Genomic DNA, 15276 nt, shown 5'->3' on the forward strand with positions numbered 1-15276 from the left:
GCGGTTCAGCCCGGCCTATTGCGCCGGGCAGTCAGCCGCTCCGAGGTACAGTCGGTCTCCAGATCTGAGGTCATGTTCCCGGAAAAAGCCAGCGTTCATCTCCACAGCCTTGATAAAAGGCACACCGGCGGGGTAGGTCGGGCAGCCAGATCCGCTGGCCGATGTGCAGGGCACCATCTGGCGAATGTTGCCGATCACTCCATCGCGGTTCAGATAGGCAATGTCCAGCGGGATCAGGGTCTTGTGCATCCAGAAGCCGTGGGTCGCTTGCCTTGGCTCGCGGTACTCAAACAGCATCCCGGCATTCTGTCCCAGCGTGTTACGACCCATCAGTCCTTTCTGGCGCTGCGCGGAGGTGCTGGCCACCTCGAGTTTTACCGCAATCGGCCCTGCTGAAGACACGAAGCAGGCTTCAATGACCGGTAAGCCGCTCTCGGATGCCGCGACAACTGAGGAGCAACCGTGGATCAGTGCACTGGCTACCAACAGGGCCCAGAACTGCTTGCCAGGGCGATGCCTCACTTTTACGTTCACGAGCGCAACCGGTAGCCGGTTTTGAAAATCCACCAGATTCCGACCATGCAGGCTGTCAGGAATACCAGTGTCATCCCCACGCTGATGGCAATATGAACGTCAGACACGCCGTAAAATGCCCACCGGAAGCCGCTGATCAGATAGACCACCGGGTTGAACAGGCTCACTGTTTGCCAGACCTCCGGTAGCATGTCTATGGAATAAAAGGTGCCGCCGAGGAAGACCAGTGGGGTGACGATCATCATCGGCACGATCTGGAGCTTTTCGAAGCCGTCGGCCCAGATGCCGATAATGAAACCGAACAGGCTGAAGGTAATGGAGGTGAGCACGAGGAATGAAAGCATCCAGAAGGGATGCAGTACGTCATAGTCCACAAAGAATCTGGCTGTGCCCAGAATGATCAGGCCCAGAATAATGGATTTTGTTGCGGCCGCACCTACATAGCCAAGCACTACCTCGACGTAGGAAACAGGCGCGGAGAGCACCTCATAGATAGTGCCCGAAAATTTGGGCATGTAGATTCCGAAGGAGGCGTTGGAAATACTCTGCATTAACAGTGACAGCATCACCAGCCCGGGGATTATGTACGCTCCGTAGGCGATATTGTCGATATCACCCATCCGGGAGCCGATCGCGGAGCCAAAAACCACGAAATACAGACAGGTTGAGATCACCGGCGAGAGCACGCTCTGCATGACTGTCCGTTTCATGCGGGCCATTTCAAAATTGTAGATTGCGCGAATACCGTACAGGTTCATGCTTTTCTCCAAAATAGCCGGCTGCTTTACTCGTGCACCAGGCCGACAAAAATCTCTTCAAGGGAGCTTTCCCGGGTTTGCAGGTCGCGGTAGTCGATACCGAGGTCGCCAAGTGTCCGGAGCAACCGGGCAACCCCAGCCTGCTCCTGTTGGGAATCGAAGGTGTATATCAGTTCGTAACCATCGTCGGATAACTCGACAGGCTCCAGAGTCAGCTCACCCGGTATCTTGTCCAGCTTTTGCTGCAGCTGAAGTCGCAGCTCTTTCTTGCCCAGCTTGGTCATCAACCGGGCCTTGTCTTCCACCAGAATGATTTCGCCGTTACGGATAACACCGATTCGATCTGCCATTTCCTCGGCTTCTTCGATGTAATGAGTCGTGAGTATGATGGTTACTCCATGCTCGCGAAGTTTACGCACCATTTCCCACATATCCCGGCGTAGCTCAACGTCGACCCCTGCCGTGGGCTCATCAAGGAACAGTATCTGCGGTTCATGGGAGAGTGCCTTCGCAATCATCAGGCGACGCTTCATGCCGCCGGACAGAGACATGATCCGGTTATTACGTTTGCCCCAGAGAGAGAGGTCTTTCAGCACCTTTTCGATATGTGCTGGCTTGGGCGGCTTGCCGAACAGACCACGGCTGAATGAGACCGCATTCCAGACGGTTTCGAAGGAATCGGTATTCAGTTCCTGAGGCACCAGCCCTATGGTTCTTCGGGCCATGCGGTAGTCTTTGATGATGTCGTGGCCAGCGGCTTTCACCTCACCGGAGGAAGGGTTCACGATGCCGCAGATAATACTGATAAGCGTAGTCTTGCCTGCACCATTAGGGCCAAGCAAGGCGAAGATTTCGCCACGGCGGATTTCCAGGTTGATGTCCTTCAGGGCCTGAAAACCGTCGCCATATACTTTGCTCAGGTGCTTAACGGAAATATCCGGCTGCACGGGCGTGTCCTGTGGTCAGAATGGGTCGAATTGAAGGCGCAGTATTTTCTCATGACTGACACTCATTTAGAAACCTTTGCCTTGGCGGGAGAAATCTCCATAATGCCCGGCAGGTTTGTTCGGGGTGCCGCTATGTTACGCGCAATAGTAGTTACAGGATTGATTGCCGTGCTCGTTACTGCCGGCGTTTTCGGTTCGCGTATGCTCCATGACAACGATGGCGACCGGAAGAGCGGGAACGAGAACGCCGTTGTTCCGTGTGATCTTCTGGAAGAGGGGCCTTGTGTTTGGTCCACCGGGTCAGGAGATTGGAAAGTTACTCTCAGCAATCTGGGGGAGGGTGTCCAGGGCACGGAGTACCGTCTCACGATTGAAACTCCGGAACGACCCGAACGGTTTCTCGCCGTTCTACGGGGAGAATCCATGTATATGGGCGAGTATCCAGTTCCGTTAGGCAAGGTTTCGGGCAATCAATACTCGGCGCGCTTCACGGCACCATTTTGTACCGTAGATGCCACCATGACATGGCGAATTGATCTGCAAGAGGGGCAAGAGCCCATCAGTAACATCCCGGTAGGATTGGTTTTTCAGGCTGAGCCGCACTGAATCTGTCGGCTGACAATCAGCGGGGAACGTGTAAAATCACCCAGGACTATTACCGAATATAAAAACACTATACCGCTACAATCAGGGATAACGTGATGGATTACGGAGATAGCGTTCAGAAGGTACTGTTGAGAAAGATCCGCAAGGCAGAGCAGGATCTGATGCAGTTGAAGCTCGATTATTGCCGATTTGTCTTTGGACTGACACACCGGTCCAGAGTACTGGCTGGAGGCGTGACCTATGTGGTCCGTTCTGTAGATGTAGAAAGCATGGCCAATACCGACGACGGAGGGTTTACCCGGCCCGAGATCACCGGAACTCGTGAGGATGATCAGGATCAGTTCGAGCCTGTGGCGCTGGGTACCGATTGGGAGTTGGAAGCCGCACCCAGGCAGGCCGCTAAATAAACGCGTTCGCCGTGATGACTTCGTAGAGGCTTGCCGACGTCGGGACGTACTTGTTCTGCAACCAGAATTCGGCACCCTCGACTCCCGCCCTGAAACAAGCCAAATGAACAGCACTCGCCGTCAATGTGTCCATGGCCTCGATAGCCTCCGATTGCCGAATACCGAGTTTGCGACTGGCGATTTGGGCAACAATGTTAACCAGCATTTCGGAGTGGGGCGTGCTTCTGGCGCAGAGCACAGAGGCGGCACCGTACAGCCAGGCAGTACCATAAACCTTAACCGCCTCCGGCGCGTTTGAAAGATCCAGGCAGTTCGCCCGGCAGTCCCTGTGTTGAAGACCGGCCAGGATATGGAGCCGTGTAAGAAGCTCAGCGCGGTCTGGGGCGGTATCGACAACCGGCTTTTTATCCGCCGTAGGCTCTTTAGCGATGCGGTAAGCCCTGTCGGAGCGATGAACCGCGATGGAATTGCCCGTGTTTGAACAGGTTCTTTGAGGGCCAGTTACCAGGGGCTCTGAACGCACCAGGGCCATCATCCGCATTGCCAGCAACGCCAGCAGCAACAAAAGCCCCGCCTGAATACAAACAATCAATCCGTCAACAATCATCTAGAAGCTCTAAATGTTTCAGAAGGTGATCAAAGTGTAACGGAATGTGTCCGGTCAATCCCGCCAAAAGGTCGCCATAAACGACTACCGATTTCACTGAAATGATGAAACTGTGACGGAGATCGCACTGATGCTGGCTAGCAGGTGGGCATGGTCTGCAGGGCAAGTCTGCGTCGAATATATCTACCGAGAGCATCGACGCCAATATTCAGCAGGGCGGTAATCAGTATCAAGACCATGGCTCGGTCAAAGCGGATGTTCTGGATGGCGCTGTCGACAAAAAAGCCGAGGGTATAGATTCCGAGAATGCCGAGTATCGCGGTCTCTCGCATGATAATTTCCCAGCGGTAAAACAAAAATGCCAGAAACGATCGGTAAACTCTGGGTACCAGTTCCCAGCTGTAACGGTTGAAACCGGTCGGTGCGTCTGGTCGCAGATGAATGCTGTTGGTTTGGCGGCCGATCAGGTGCCCAATGATCCCGCCGTTATGTAACGCAAGCGCAACCACTGCCGGAAGCATTGAAGGGCCCCAGAGCTGAAGCAGAATGTACGCCAGGATATATTCCGGTGTTGATCGTACGATCACCAGAAAGACATGGCCGGTTGTGCGCCGCACCGGACCTCCAAAATGGTTGGAGATCAAAGGGAAGGCGAGCAGGGTAAGTATGCCGGTGACCACAAGCGCAATCTGGGTCAGTATGACTGTATTCCAGATGCCAGGCATGGCCTCATTGACCATGAGATCGGATAACCATGGGATCATGCCTGAAAGGCCTTCACCGTCCCGAAGGGGGCTGGGAACGATGTCTTCCGTGAAAAAGCGCTCCACATTGCCCCAGACAATGGGTAGCCCCTCGCCCAGAAAGAAGGGCGCACCCAGAATATAGACTGGTAGAAGTTTGGGGCGGACCCAGAGAGGCATGGTGGCGATCAATACATAAAACAGGATCAGCATAGCGCCGGCATCCGAATACAGGCCCTGGGAAAACGAGCTTTCCAGATAGAAGCCGAGGGTCGGCAGCCCTACAAACCCGAGAATGGCGCTGGAGCGAAGACCGCACTCGAGGCGATAGGCTGTGTAGGTGCGAAGCTGCACCCAGCAGTCGGGAATCCGCGTGTAGAGAAACGCAGCAATAACTCCGGTGCCCGGAGGCAGTAGGCGTCCCGGTTCCGGGTCGGTCTCATCCAGTATTTCGGAATACACCTTTGCAAAAATCCCGGAATAAGGAATGGCGATCGCCAACACGCCAGTTAATGGATGAAAACCGAAAAACTGAAGAAAGATCAAGGCCCAGAAGAGTTCATGAATCGCTCTCACAAAGGCGCAGAATATTCGTACCGGCAGGAAGCGATAGACCAGGGACAGTATAAAGCCACAGACGCTTCCCAATGCCACACCAACAAACGCAAACGCAACGGTTCTCAGCAGGGCGGTCATCAGGCCCTCGCTGCTAAAGAAGTTGGGCGTGACAACGCCCAGGAAAAAATTGCCAAGGTCTCGCCAGGGGTTTGATGCGGTGATGGCAATATCCGCAAACAGCAGGCTGACGAGAGCGACGGCTACAAAAACAAGGCTGATTCGAACCGTTTGCGATGACAACATCAGAGTGGCCGCCTACCTAGTACAGTGACGTAATGTCGGTCGCCGACAGGCGCTCGCTGGATTCATCCAGGACGATCTGACCATCCTGAACCCCGACAATCCGGTTGCAGTATTCAAGAGCAATCTCGATATCGTGAAGGGCGATAACACTTGTCTGAAAGCGTTCCTTTAACAACCCCATTACCTGATGGGCCATGGGACCATCGAGGGCTGAAATGGGTTCATCGGCGAGAAGTACCGGGGCGTTTCGATACAAGGCGCGTGCTATAGCCACACGCTGGCGCTGCCCCCCGGAGAGTGAGGCTGTTGGCAGCCATAATTTCTCTGCCATTCCCAGAGCCTTCATCAGTTCACGTACGTTGTCACGGTCTCCGGAACGTGGACGGATCAGGGTCAGGATGTTGTACCAGGTGGAGTGCTTATCAAGTTGGCCCATGAAGACGTTATGAAACACAGGCAGAGCATTTACCAGGCCGAGGTCCTGGGGCACCAGAGAAGACTCCCGGTTTACCCGTTCATGAATCAGTCGGATCAGTGTCGATTTGCCAGCACCACTTTTGCCAACCAGGGCGACCTGTTCCCCCTGTTTCACGCTCAGCGACAGCGGGCCAATGACCCGCTTGCCGCCGAAAGAGGCCGTCAGGCCTGAAAGATCGAAGCCCGACATCAGTCCAGAATTCCGATCTCTTCCGCTGTTGTGCGAATGGGCTCGTAGTCATCGTTAGACGCGGGGATGAAGCCGGAACGGGGGAAACTCTCAAGCAGCTTCTGATCGTCCAGATTCAGCAGCGCTTCAGTTACCCGTTTTTTAAAGCCATCACCAAAACGCTCGTTGACGTCACCCCGGATGGTCCACTGGTAATCGGGGTAAGGAGGGGTAGCCCAGACTACCTGGACGGCGTCGGTATCAATATTTCCGTCGGCCAGTTCTTTTTCCCAAACCTGAAAGTTCAGGGCGCCAACCTGATAGGTGCCGGCTTCAACCAGGCGCAGAGTACGGGTGTGGTTGCCACTGAAACCAACTCTGTTGAAAAAGTCTTCAGGCTGAGCACCAAACACGTCTCGAATGTAGAACTCGGGCATCAGGCGGCCTGACGTGGATCCTTTTGAGCCAAACGTGAAGGTTTTTTCCTGCAGGTCCTCTTTGAGTTCTGAAAGCTCATCGGCTGGCTTGATACCGGTGTTGGTATTGGCGATAAAGTAGGTCTGGAATGCTTCATCTTCAACACCCTGGGCAATTGCCTCGGATCCCGGTACCAGACGTCGTGCCTGAACGCCGGAAAGTCCGCCAAACCAGGCGAGTTGGACCTGATTGTTGCGGAATGCGGAAACCGCCGCAGCATAGGATTTCACCGGTATGTAACGGACGTCCACGTCAAGCTCTTCGGAGAGGTAATCGGCAACACCCTGGAACCGCTCCACCAATTTAGTTTCATCTTCATCGGGGATCGCAGTGAACACAAACGTTTCTGCAGATGCCGATGCGGCCGTGAAACAGAAAAAACTGGTAATCAACAACTTCCGTATAAGATTATGAGCCATAGGAGTTCCTTAGATTGCCGGACTGTTAGGGTTGTGCTTTGAGGGGAGTCAGTGCTTCCCGGTGCCCTGAAGGATACATCGATTTACGTTAACTCTGAACAGCTTTGCGGTTTGCGGTACCGATTAGTCTGTACGCCGACACTCAAATTTTCAGCAACATGGCTCTGAGCGAAGGCTATGAAACTCATCATAAACACACCGTCACAGCCTGATTCGAAAGCGGGAAACCGGGCAACCGCAGAGCGTTGGAAAATGCTTCTCGAAAAGGCTGGTCACACGGTTGAGGTCGTTACTCAATATCACGGCGAAACCTGCGATATGCTACTGGCGCTGCATGCCTGGCGAAGCATAGATGCCATTCGCAGGTTCCGTGACACCTGGCCCAGAAAGCCCCTGATTGTTGCCCTCACTGGAACGGATATCTACCGCCACCAATACGAATATCCGGATGACACCCGGTTTTCCATGACCGAGGCAGATGCGCTGATTGGTCTGCATGATCTGGTCGCCAATGACATTCCCGATCAGTTTGCAGAGAAATTGATTTGTCTGTACCAGTCGACCGATGAGTTCCAGTTTCTTCCGGTGCAGGATATTGCCAGGAATGCTGGCGCATTCACTGTATGCGTGATTGGCCATCTCAGAGATGAAAAGGATTCGTTACGCGCTGCCTATGCAGCCCGGTTGTTACCGGAGACATCGGCGATACGGGTAGTCTGTGCCGGTAAAGCCCACAATGAAGACTGGCAACAGAAAGCCGAATTTGAAATGAGCGAAAATCCGCGCTTTCAATGGCTCGGACAAATTGAGAAGGCAGACATCCGGCAGTTGATGGTTCAAAGTCAGGTAATGGTGATCAGTTCTGTGATGGAAGGTGGGGCGAATGTGATATCGGAAGCCTGCCGGGCTGGTTTGCCAGTAATAGCATCGGATATCCCCGGAAATATAGGGCTATTGGGGCGGGACTATGCCGGGTATTTCCCGGTGGGCGACGAAGGGGCATTGTGTGAACTACTTTATCGTGCCGAGATCGATCCCGGGTTCCTCGCTACTCTGAAGAATCAGACGAGAAAGCTGGCCGAACGTTTTGTACCTGAAAAGGAACTGGCATCCCTGGAGCAGGCATTACGCCTTGCAATGCAGGGATGCTCAGAGCGTCTTTAGTCCCGCAGAGTAATGGGCTCGATAGGACCTGATTCGTCCTGGGGAGTGATTCGGCCAATAATGGCAGCATGAGGGTAACCCAGAGTTCGTAGCTCCCGAACACAGTCTTCGGCTTTGTCTGCGCCAACGCTGGCAAGTAAACCACCTGCGGTTTGGGGGTCGAAGATCAATGGGTATCGTGGGTGGTTGACCCAGGCTTGCTGATCCCGGATGCCCCGGCGAAGCCGAATGTTTGCCGGTTGCAGTGAGCTTAGAATGCCCGCTGCTGCGGTATCTTCTGCCCCCGGAAGGATCGGGATGGCAGAGAGAGACAGTTCGGCATCGACACCAGAGGGTTTTGTCATTTCAACCAGGTGACCAAGCAGTCCGAAACCGGTTACATCCGTACAGGCTTTTGAACCGAACTTACGGAGACAATCCGCCGCAGACTTGTTGGACTGGACCATCGAGGCAAGGGCAGAGTCAATCCAGCGGCCCTTGGCGGCCAGTCTGGCATGAGCGGCAAAGAGCGTACCTGTGCCAATCGGTTTGGTGATGATCAACAGGTCTCCGGCTTTGAGTCCGCCTTTGCTCATGACCTGTTCTGGTTCAATCAGCCCGTTGACGGCAAAGCCCAAAGCAAGTTCCTTGCCTTCGCCGGTGTGTCCGCCAACCAGTGCGCAGCCTGCTTCATTAAGTACTTCAACAGCACCGGACATCATCTGATAAACAACATCCTCAACCTTGGATTCTATGCCATAGGGCACCGTTGCCACGGCGGTAGCACTCTGTGCTTCGGCACCCATGGCAAAGACGTCTCCCAGACTGTGATTGGCTGCGACCTTACCGAAGATATAGGGGTCGTCGATGAAAGCGCGGAAGAAGTCCACGGTATGCACCACGGCTTTGCCTGGCGGTACTTTCAGAACGGCCGCATCATCCGGAGCGTGAAGGCCAATGAGAATGTCATCCCGCTCAATGGGACGGAGTTGCCCCAATGCCCGCGAAAGAACATTGCTGCCTACCTTGGCTCCGCAACCACCACAGCGCATGGCCACAGCCGATATGGCCTGAGACGCTTCCTCGGCGTTTTGTGCTGCAGCGGTATCCGGTAATCTGGATACTTCCTCCATAGGCGGAAGGTCTGTGAATTTTTTCATGAACCGCCGATCAATCCAGTCCTTCCAGCGCCAGACCAGTGCGCCACTGAACTGCTTCTCTCCGCGGGAGGCGACAGCGTTTTTATCACCAGTGCTGATCAATGCCAGCCACTTCTTCTGGGGTTTGAAATTCTTCGGACTCTTGCCGATGGCCATACGTTTCAGATTGCCGGCCAGTGGCGGACCTTGTCTGACTGCGAAAACACCGGCCTTTTCCCGCGGATGATTCACGACATTGGCGATGTCACCGGCTGCGAAAATGCTGTCATCGTTCTCGACCTGTAAGGTGTCGCGAACTCTCAGGAACAGACCTTCATCCAGCGCGAGTCCTGTTTCCTTGAGCCACTCGGGGCCGCCGGCCCGGGTAACCCAGAGGACTTCGTCGGTTTGCAGGACTTCACCGGAATCTGACGTCAATAGTCCTTTTTCCACCTTGTTTATGGGCGATCCAAGATGAACGGTGACATTGCGCTCGGATAAGGTCCTGCGAAATATCTCGCGAACCTCGGGGTTGTGTGTAGGCAGTATGTCGTTGGCTGCGTCAAAGAGGTGGAAATGGAGTTGCCCGGGGTCTTTGCCGCGTTGTTTGAGCTCGGACTGCAGGCGAAACTGCATAGCCAGGGTGAGTTCGACGCCACCGGCTCCGGCGCCAACGACGGCCACGGTAAGCGGCCCCTCATGGTTTTCAATGCGAGAGAGCAGGGCAAGCCAGCGATTGTTGAAGCCAGTGATAGGCTTTACCGGGACAGCGTGGTCTGAGGCGCCCTCAACCTCATTGACCTGAGGGGACGAACCAATATTAATGGAAAGTACGTCGTAAGGTACGTCGGGGCGGTCGCGGCATATAACCTGTTTTTTTTGACGATCGATGCCTGTGGCTTCAGAGCGGTAGAAGCGTGCACCGGCGTATTCTGCCAGGCGGCTCAGATCGATATGAACATCATCGTAGCTGTAGTGGCCAGCCACATAGCCGGGAAGCATACCGGAGTAAGGGGTGTGGGTGTCGCGGCAAATCAAGGTCAGGCGCACGCCGGGGACCGGGTTCATGGCGAACCGCTTCAGTACCCCGACGTGACTGTGCCCGCCGCCAATCAGGACAATGTCCCGTAATACAGGCTGGTCAGGCGTTTGCATCAGCTGATTTTCTTGGCTTCAGCAGAAAACTGGCTGTATCCCTTGACGCTTGAGAAGGCTTTCAGTTTTTCCAGATCGGCTGCCGATGGGTTGGCAATCTGATCGATGGATGTGATGCCTGCGTCCTTCATTTTCTTGGCGGTGGCAGGGCCGATGCCTTTGACCAGGGTAAGGTCGCTCTTGTCTACCGGCTTGGCCACTTTGGCAGCCGGCGCCTTGCGGGCAGCAGGCTTCTTGGCCGCAGGTTTCTTGGCGGCCGGCTTGCTGGCTGCTTTTCCTTTGGGGGCTGCTTTCGCGGTTTTCTTTGGCGCGGATTTCTTGGCTGCAGCTTTTGCTTCTTTGTTGACTTCGTCTGTGAGTTTCTTGACATCGGCGCCGGACTCTTTGGCGGCTACACCAAGTCGATCAAGAATGTTGCTTTGCAGTTCGTGGAATTCCTCGAGGCGGCGTTCAAACTCTTCCTGAAAGCGCTTCATTTCACGATCGCGCACTTCATCAATTTCCTTGAGCAGTTTGCGCACCGGTTCCTGAACCTGATTCTGAAGGTTGTCGAACTGCTTCAACGCATCGTTCACCAGGCCTTCGATCTGAGAGGATGTTTTTTCGAACTCTTTGTTGACCTTTTTGACGATCTTATCAACGTTCTGTTTGGCTTTCTTCGCCATGGAATGTCTCCTTACGGACAGATTTCAACAAAAGAATCAGAATCATGCCATTTGCCGGAAACCGGATATGGGGCCTGGGGAACGACGTGATTTGAGTGACTGCTTTTTAGATAGTACTTCACGGATTCTGCGGAGCTTTTCTGAGGAGGAGCTACCGTTAGAGTCAAGCTCTACAAAATCGATAGAATAGAAGAAATTACTGCAGTGTTTTCTTCGTTCGGTCACCAGGCCGGAAATGCCTTCTGCCCGGATTTTGTCGAACGGCATATCCATCACCAGCTCTAACACTACGGTATCGCCGGGATTGAATACTTTATCGGTTTTCATCACGCACCCGTAACCGTCCAGCTCATAGAGGGCTGCCTCGACATTTTCCTTTCGAAAAAGTCCATGTCTGATTCGGAATCTTGCGACAAGGTCCGGCAATGCTTCGTTCATGTATCAGGTTCTCTGGTGATTTCCGTATCGACAACAGCGGGTCTCTCTGAGCGACCCGCTGAGTCTTGGTTAAACAATAGACACTGAGCTTAAGTTTTGCAACGCCGTCAGTGCCATACGATTAAACCCTAAGACAATTTTTAACAATCAACGCAGGGTGGCCGTCGATGCTATTTGGTCTTCAGTTCGTACATATCAACGCGTCTATCTTTCAGGTTGGTGACAGATCCCTCGTTGCGAACCAGCTTCAGTTTTTCAAGATCCATGTCGGAGAACATGATCATCTCCGTGTTGGGTGTGGTTTCGGCCATTACCGCATCGTGCGGAAAGGCGAAATCTGACGGTGAGAATACAGACGACTGGGCATACTGTACGTCCAGATTCTCAACTTTCGGCAAGTTACCAACGCTGCCGGTGATGACCACATAGCATTCGTTTTCGATGGCTCGAGCCTGAGCGCACTGCCGTACCCGGAGGTAGCCGTTTTTGGTGTCAGTCCAGAAGGGCACCATGATGACATCCACCTCTTTACTCGCAGCGATGCGCCCAAGTTCAGGGAACTCGATATCGTAGCAGATCATGATGGCGATCCGACCCGCGTCGGTATCGAAGACCTCGAAACTGTTGCCGCCTTCAATGACCCAGTCGCGGCGTTCGTGGGGCGTAATGTGAATCTTGCGCTGTTCGTCCACACGGCCATCCCGGTGGCAAAGGTACGAGACATTATACACCCGGTCGTTCTCAATCAATGGCATGGAGCCGGTAATTATATTTATGTTGTAACTCACTGCCATCTCGGACATTTCTTCGCGGAACTGTTGGGTAAAGCCCGCCAGGAAACGAATGGCGCGAGTCTGGTCCATCTGGTCGGTCAGTCCCATCAACGGCGCGTTGAAAAACTCCGGGAAGATAGCGAAGTCACTCTTGTAGTCAGACAATGCGTCAACAAAGTATTCCACCTGCTCCAATACCGCCTCAACGGACGTGAACTCCCGCATCTGCCACTGTACAGCACCAAGCCTTACCTGGGTTTTCTTGACACTCAGAACCGGGGACGGTGGCGTGTAGAGAATGTTCCGCCATTCCAGTAACGTGGCATAGCCTTGGGACTTTTCGTCTTCGGGCAGGTACTTGTGCAACAACCGGGTTACCTGAAAATCGTTGGACAACTGGAAACTCAGGATCGGATCATAGACCTCTTTGCGATCCACCCGTTGGATGTACTCTTCAGGTGAGTATTGCTCGGCATACTTGAAATAGTTCGGTATACGTCCCCCGGCGAGAATCGCTCGCAGGTTCATGGAACGGCAGAGCTCTTTCCGGGCTTCGTAAAGCCGCCGTCCAAGCCGGTATCCCCGGTAATCTGGGTGAATGAATACATCCAGTCCGTATAACGAGTCACCGTTGGCGTTGTGCCAGATTTTTTCGTTCCGGAGGATCAGATCGTCGTAGGTGTGCGGGTTGCTGAAGCGCTCGTATTTCACGCATACGGTAAGCGCAACCGCTACTAATCGCCCACTTTCTTCGATACAGATCTGACCGTCAGGGAACTGCTCCACAAGCGCCTTGATAGTGTCCTTGGGCCAGGCGCCTCCAATATCGTCGTAGACTCTATCCATAAGTTTCTGGAGTTGGTCATAGTCTTCAAGATTCAGATTCCGGAGGTTGAGATGCAGTTCTTCGTGGGCCATTCAGATCGGCTCCCGTTCGGTTTGGAGTGAGGACAAGCTCAACGTATGTGTCATTACTGCAAAAGTTTACCAGAAGGTACTAAAGACTTCGCATCGCGAGCCGAAAGATAGGGTAATCTGCATCAATTTTTCAGAGGATATTCGACCGTGCAACTGACATTCGGGCAAAAGCTCCTGACGGCTTTCGGTATTCTGTTGCTTTTGGTCATGGGAGCTTTCACGCTCTCAGGCGATTTAAGGCTGCAAAATACCACAGAGACATACGTAGACGCGTTGATCGACGACGCAGTTCAGCAAAGTACGTCGAGCATTGCCGAATGGCTCAACACCCGCCTGGTGATGACCGAAGCAACGGCGAAAGCTCTGGAACATGCCGAAAGTGACGAAGAAGCGCAGGTGGTTCTGCAGGCTATAACCACCGGGGGCGGATTCAGGGATGTCTATGTTGGTCGAACCGATGGTTACATGTTGATGAAATCCCCGGAGGCCAACGCTACTCTGCCGTCCGACTATGACCCGCGACAACGGCCCTGGTACAAGAAAGCGATGAGTTTGGGGCGAGCGTCCTTTACAGAGCCGTACAAGGATGCCAGTACCAATGACATGATCATATCGACACTTACTCCGGTGAAACGCGGGGAGTATGAAGGTGTCGCCGGTGCAGATATCGGTCTGGGGACCATTTCGAAAACCCTGTCGACCGTAACTCTGGCAGACACCGGTTACGCCGCCCTCGTGAACAGGGCCGGCACTGTACTTTTTCATCCGACACAGAGTCTTATCGGCAAGAACATCAGCACCCTCATCGGAGCCACGGCGAATTTTGACGGCGGCGCCCACAAATACAGTAATGATGAAGGCAACTGGGAAGCGAGTTTCCACCCGATCAGTGAGGCCCGGGGCGTAGAATGGTATCTCGGTACGTTCATCAACACTGACAAGATAAATGCTCCGGTACAGAGTGCCCGAATGACAGGGCTGATCATGGCGGTTACCGGTCTGATCATTTCGTTGGTGATTCTGCACCTTGGTATCAAGTTTCTGATGATACCTGTGCGTCGCCTGAACAAAGCCATGGCTGATATCAGTAGCGGTGACGCAGACCTGACTCAACGCCTTGATGACAAAGCGAAAGATGAATTCGGTGAATTGGCCGGAAGCTTCAACCGGTTTGTCGAGAATATCCAGAACGTCGTCAGAGACGTACAGCAGGGCAGCACAGAACTGGGACGGAATGTCGGTTCTCTCAGAGACACCGCGAGTACCAGTCGATCAAGTGTTGAAAGTCAACAAGCCGAAATCGACATGGTGGCTACAGCAATTAACGAGATGTCGGCCGCAGCGGGAGAAATTGCCCAGAATGCACAACAAACTGCGGATGCTGCCACTACTGCCGATGGCGACAGCAGGGCCTCTCTGGAGACGGTTGCGGCTTCAAGGGAGGCGGTTCAGAAGCTGTCAAAAGAGGTGAATGCCGCTGCTGAAGTCATCGACACCCTGGGCAGAGACGTTGCTTCTATTACCAGCGTGCTTGAGGTCATACAGGGAATAGCAGAACAAACCAATCTCCTGGCGTTGAACGCTGCCATCGAAGCTGCACGGGCCGGCGAGGCGGGTAGAGGTTTTGCGGTTGTGGCTGATGAGGTGCGCAATCTTGCCCAGCGCACCCAGTCCAGTACCGAGGAAATCAACAACATGATCGAGCGTTTGCAGAAAGGTGCCAGCGATGCGGTTGATGTGATGAAAGCGTCGACGTCGGTGTCCAATGTCAGTATGGAAAAAGCTGAGGACGCCATGGAAGCACTCAACCGGATCGCCGAAGCCATTACCTCAATCAGTGAAATGACCTCGCAGATTGCCACCGCTTCGGAAGAACAGACATCGGTAACCGAAGAGTTGAATTCGTCGATCACGCGAATTGCCGATCAGGGACAGGAGGCGGCTGCAGCAGCCACCGAAAATGACGTATACAGTGGTCAGATTGAAAGCATCGGCACGGTATTGAACGAGAATGTATCGCGCTTCCGGGTATAGGGGGAG

General features: G+C 53.7%; 15 protein-coding genes. 4 read left to right on the plus strand and 11 right to left on the minus strand.

Going from position 1 to position 15276, the window contains the following annotated elements:
* Positions 1-15 precede the first annotated feature (15 nt).
* The 3 genes from KO499_RS18310 to KO499_RS18320 are packed head-to-tail and all read right to left on the minus strand — an operon-like array spanning position 16 to position 2239.
* Positions 16-534, minus strand: coding sequence for a DUF192 domain-containing protein (locus KO499_RS18310; RefSeq protein WP_323133368.1), 519 nt, complete (start codon positions 532-534; stop codon positions 16-18).
* On the minus strand, positions 531-1292 hold the full coding sequence (locus KO499_RS18315; RefSeq protein ID WP_215985183.1) for an ABC transporter permease: 762 nt from the start codon (positions 1290-1292) through the stop codon (positions 531-533). Before KO499_RS18315 ends, KO499_RS18310 begins: the two co-directional genes overlap by 4 nt.
* 26 nt (positions 1293-1318) lie before the next feature.
* Positions 1319-2239, minus strand: coding sequence for an ABC transporter ATP-binding protein (locus KO499_RS18320; RefSeq protein WP_215985184.1), 921 nt, complete (start codon positions 2237-2239; stop codon positions 1319-1321).
* 132 nt (positions 2240-2371) lie between these two features.
* Between KO499_RS18320 and KO499_RS18325 the strand changes: the two genes are divergently transcribed.
* Both KO499_RS18325 and KO499_RS18330 read left to right on the plus strand, forming a co-directional pair.
* The gene (locus KO499_RS18325; protein WP_228340040.1) at positions 2372-2845 is read left to right on the plus strand and encodes a hypothetical protein; all 474 of its coding nucleotides are present in this window, start codon (positions 2372-2374) and stop codon (positions 2843-2845) included.
* A gap of 95 nt (positions 2846-2940) precedes the next feature.
* Positions 2941-3252 carry a hypothetical protein gene (locus tag KO499_RS18330; protein ID WP_215985186.1) on the plus strand — a complete coding sequence of 104 codons (312 nt, stop codon included), beginning with the start codon at positions 2941-2943 and terminating at the stop codon, positions 3250-3252.
* Here the strand turns inward: KO499_RS18330 and KO499_RS18335 are convergent.
* From KO499_RS18335 to KO499_RS18350, 4 genes are all read right to left on the minus strand, one after another.
* Positions 3245-3859, minus strand: coding sequence for a hypothetical protein (locus tag KO499_RS18335; RefSeq protein ID WP_215985187.1), 615 nt, complete (start codon positions 3857-3859; stop codon positions 3245-3247). The genes KO499_RS18330 and KO499_RS18335 overlap by 8 nt on opposite strands.
* Before the next feature lie 137 nt (positions 3860-3996).
* The gene (locus KO499_RS18340; RefSeq protein ID WP_215985188.1) at positions 3997-5463 is read right to left on the minus strand and encodes a PhnE/PtxC family ABC transporter permease; all 1467 of its coding nucleotides are present in this window, start codon (positions 5461-5463) and stop codon (positions 3997-3999) included.
* A 16-nt stretch (positions 5464-5479) separates the two neighbouring features.
* On the minus strand, positions 5480-6130 hold the full coding sequence (locus KO499_RS18345) for a phosphonate ABC transporter ATP-binding protein (RefSeq protein ID WP_215985189.1): 651 nt from the start codon (positions 6128-6130) through the stop codon (positions 5480-5482).
* Positions 6130-7005: a putative selenate ABC transporter substrate-binding protein gene (locus KO499_RS18350; RefSeq protein ID WP_215985190.1), complete on the minus strand. Its 876-nt coding sequence runs from the start codon at positions 7003-7005 to the stop codon at positions 6130-6132. The genes KO499_RS18345 and KO499_RS18350 overlap by 1 nt, the downstream gene beginning before the upstream one ends.
* 177 nt (positions 7006-7182) lie before the next feature.
* On the opposite strand from KO499_RS18350, the gene senB reads away from it, so the two are divergent.
* Positions 7183-8169, plus strand: a complete 987-nt coding sequence (senB, locus tag KO499_RS18355; RefSeq protein WP_215985191.1) for a selenoneine biosynthesis selenosugar synthase SenB — start codon at positions 7183-7185, stop codon at positions 8167-8169.
* On the opposite strand, the gene selD is transcribed toward senB, so the two are convergent.
* The 4 genes from selD to KO499_RS18375 all read right to left on the minus strand — a co-directional run bounded on the left by selD (position 8166) and on the right by KO499_RS18375 (position 13236).
* Positions 8166-10442, minus strand: coding sequence for a selenide, water dikinase SelD (gene selD, locus KO499_RS18360; RefSeq protein ID WP_215985192.1), 2277 nt, complete (start codon positions 10440-10442; stop codon positions 8166-8168). The genes senB and selD overlap by 4 nt on opposite strands.
* The gene (locus KO499_RS18365) at positions 10442-11107 is read right to left on the minus strand and encodes a helix-hairpin-helix domain-containing protein (protein WP_215985193.1); all 666 of its coding nucleotides are present in this window, start codon (positions 11105-11107) and stop codon (positions 10442-10444) included. The genes selD and KO499_RS18365 overlap by 1 nt, the downstream gene beginning before the upstream one ends.
* A gap of 42 nt (positions 11108-11149) precedes the next feature.
* Positions 11150-11545, minus strand: a complete 396-nt coding sequence (locus KO499_RS18370; RefSeq protein WP_215985194.1) for a hypothetical protein — start codon at positions 11543-11545, stop codon at positions 11150-11152.
* Positions 11546-11715: 170 nt separating this feature from the next.
* The gene (locus tag KO499_RS18375) at positions 11716-13236 is read right to left on the minus strand and encodes a bifunctional GNAT family N-acetyltransferase/carbon-nitrogen hydrolase family protein (protein ID WP_215985195.1); all 1521 of its coding nucleotides are present in this window, start codon (positions 13234-13236) and stop codon (positions 11716-11718) included.
* Between the two features lie 147 nt (positions 13237-13383).
* On the opposite strand from KO499_RS18375, the gene KO499_RS18380 reads away from it, so the two are divergent.
* Positions 13384-15270: a methyl-accepting chemotaxis protein gene (locus KO499_RS18380; protein WP_215985196.1), complete on the plus strand. Its 1887-nt coding sequence runs from the start codon at positions 13384-13386 to the stop codon at positions 15268-15270.
* Positions 15271-15276 lie beyond the last annotated feature (6 nt).

This window comes from Marinobacter sp. F3R08 (genome assembly GCF_018860425.1).
Classification (GTDB): domain Bacteria; phylum Pseudomonadota; class Gammaproteobacteria; order Pseudomonadales; family Oleiphilaceae; genus Marinobacter.

Coding starts and splice junctions, on each gene's coding strand:
- KO499_RS18315 (WP_215985183.1), bottom strand. CDS start 1,292: ATGAACCTGTACGGTATTCGCGCAATCTACAATTTTGAAATGGCCCGC.
- KO499_RS18325 (WP_228340040.1), top strand. CDS start 2,372: ATGTTACGCGCAATAGTAGTTACAGGATTGATTGCCGTGCTCGTTACT.
- KO499_RS18330 (WP_215985186.1), top strand. CDS start 2,941: ATGGATTACGGAGATAGCGTTCAGAAGGTACTGTTGAGAAAGATCCGC.
- KO499_RS18335 (WP_215985187.1), bottom strand. CDS start 3,859: ATGATTGTTGACGGATTGATTGTTTGTATTCAGGCGGGGCTTTTGTTG.
- KO499_RS18340 (WP_215985188.1), bottom strand. CDS start 5,463: ATGTTGTCATCGCAAACGGTTCGAATCAGCCTTGTTTTTGTAGCCGTC.
- KO499_RS18345 (WP_215985189.1), bottom strand. CDS start 6,130: ATGTCGGGCTTCGATCTTTCAGGCCTGACGGCCTCTTTCGGCGGCAAG.
- KO499_RS18350 (WP_215985190.1), bottom strand. CDS start 7,005: ATGGCTCATAATCTTATACGGAAGTTGTTGATTACCAGTTTTTTCTGT.
- senB (WP_215985191.1), top strand. CDS start 7,183: ATGAAACTCATCATAAACACACCGTCACAGCCTGATTCGAAAGCGGGA.
- selD (WP_215985192.1), bottom strand. CDS start 10,442: ATGCAAACGCCTGACCAGCCTGTATTACGGGACATTGTCCTGATTGGC.
- KO499_RS18365 (WP_215985193.1), bottom strand. CDS start 11,107: ATGGCGAAGAAAGCCAAACAGAACGTTGATAAGATCGTCAAAAAGGTC.
- KO499_RS18370 (WP_215985194.1), bottom strand. CDS start 11,545: ATGAACGAAGCATTGCCGGACCTTGTCGCAAGATTCCGAATCAGACAT.
- KO499_RS18375 (WP_215985195.1), bottom strand. CDS start 13,236: ATGGCCCACGAAGAACTGCATCTCAACCTCCGGAATCTGAATCTTGAA.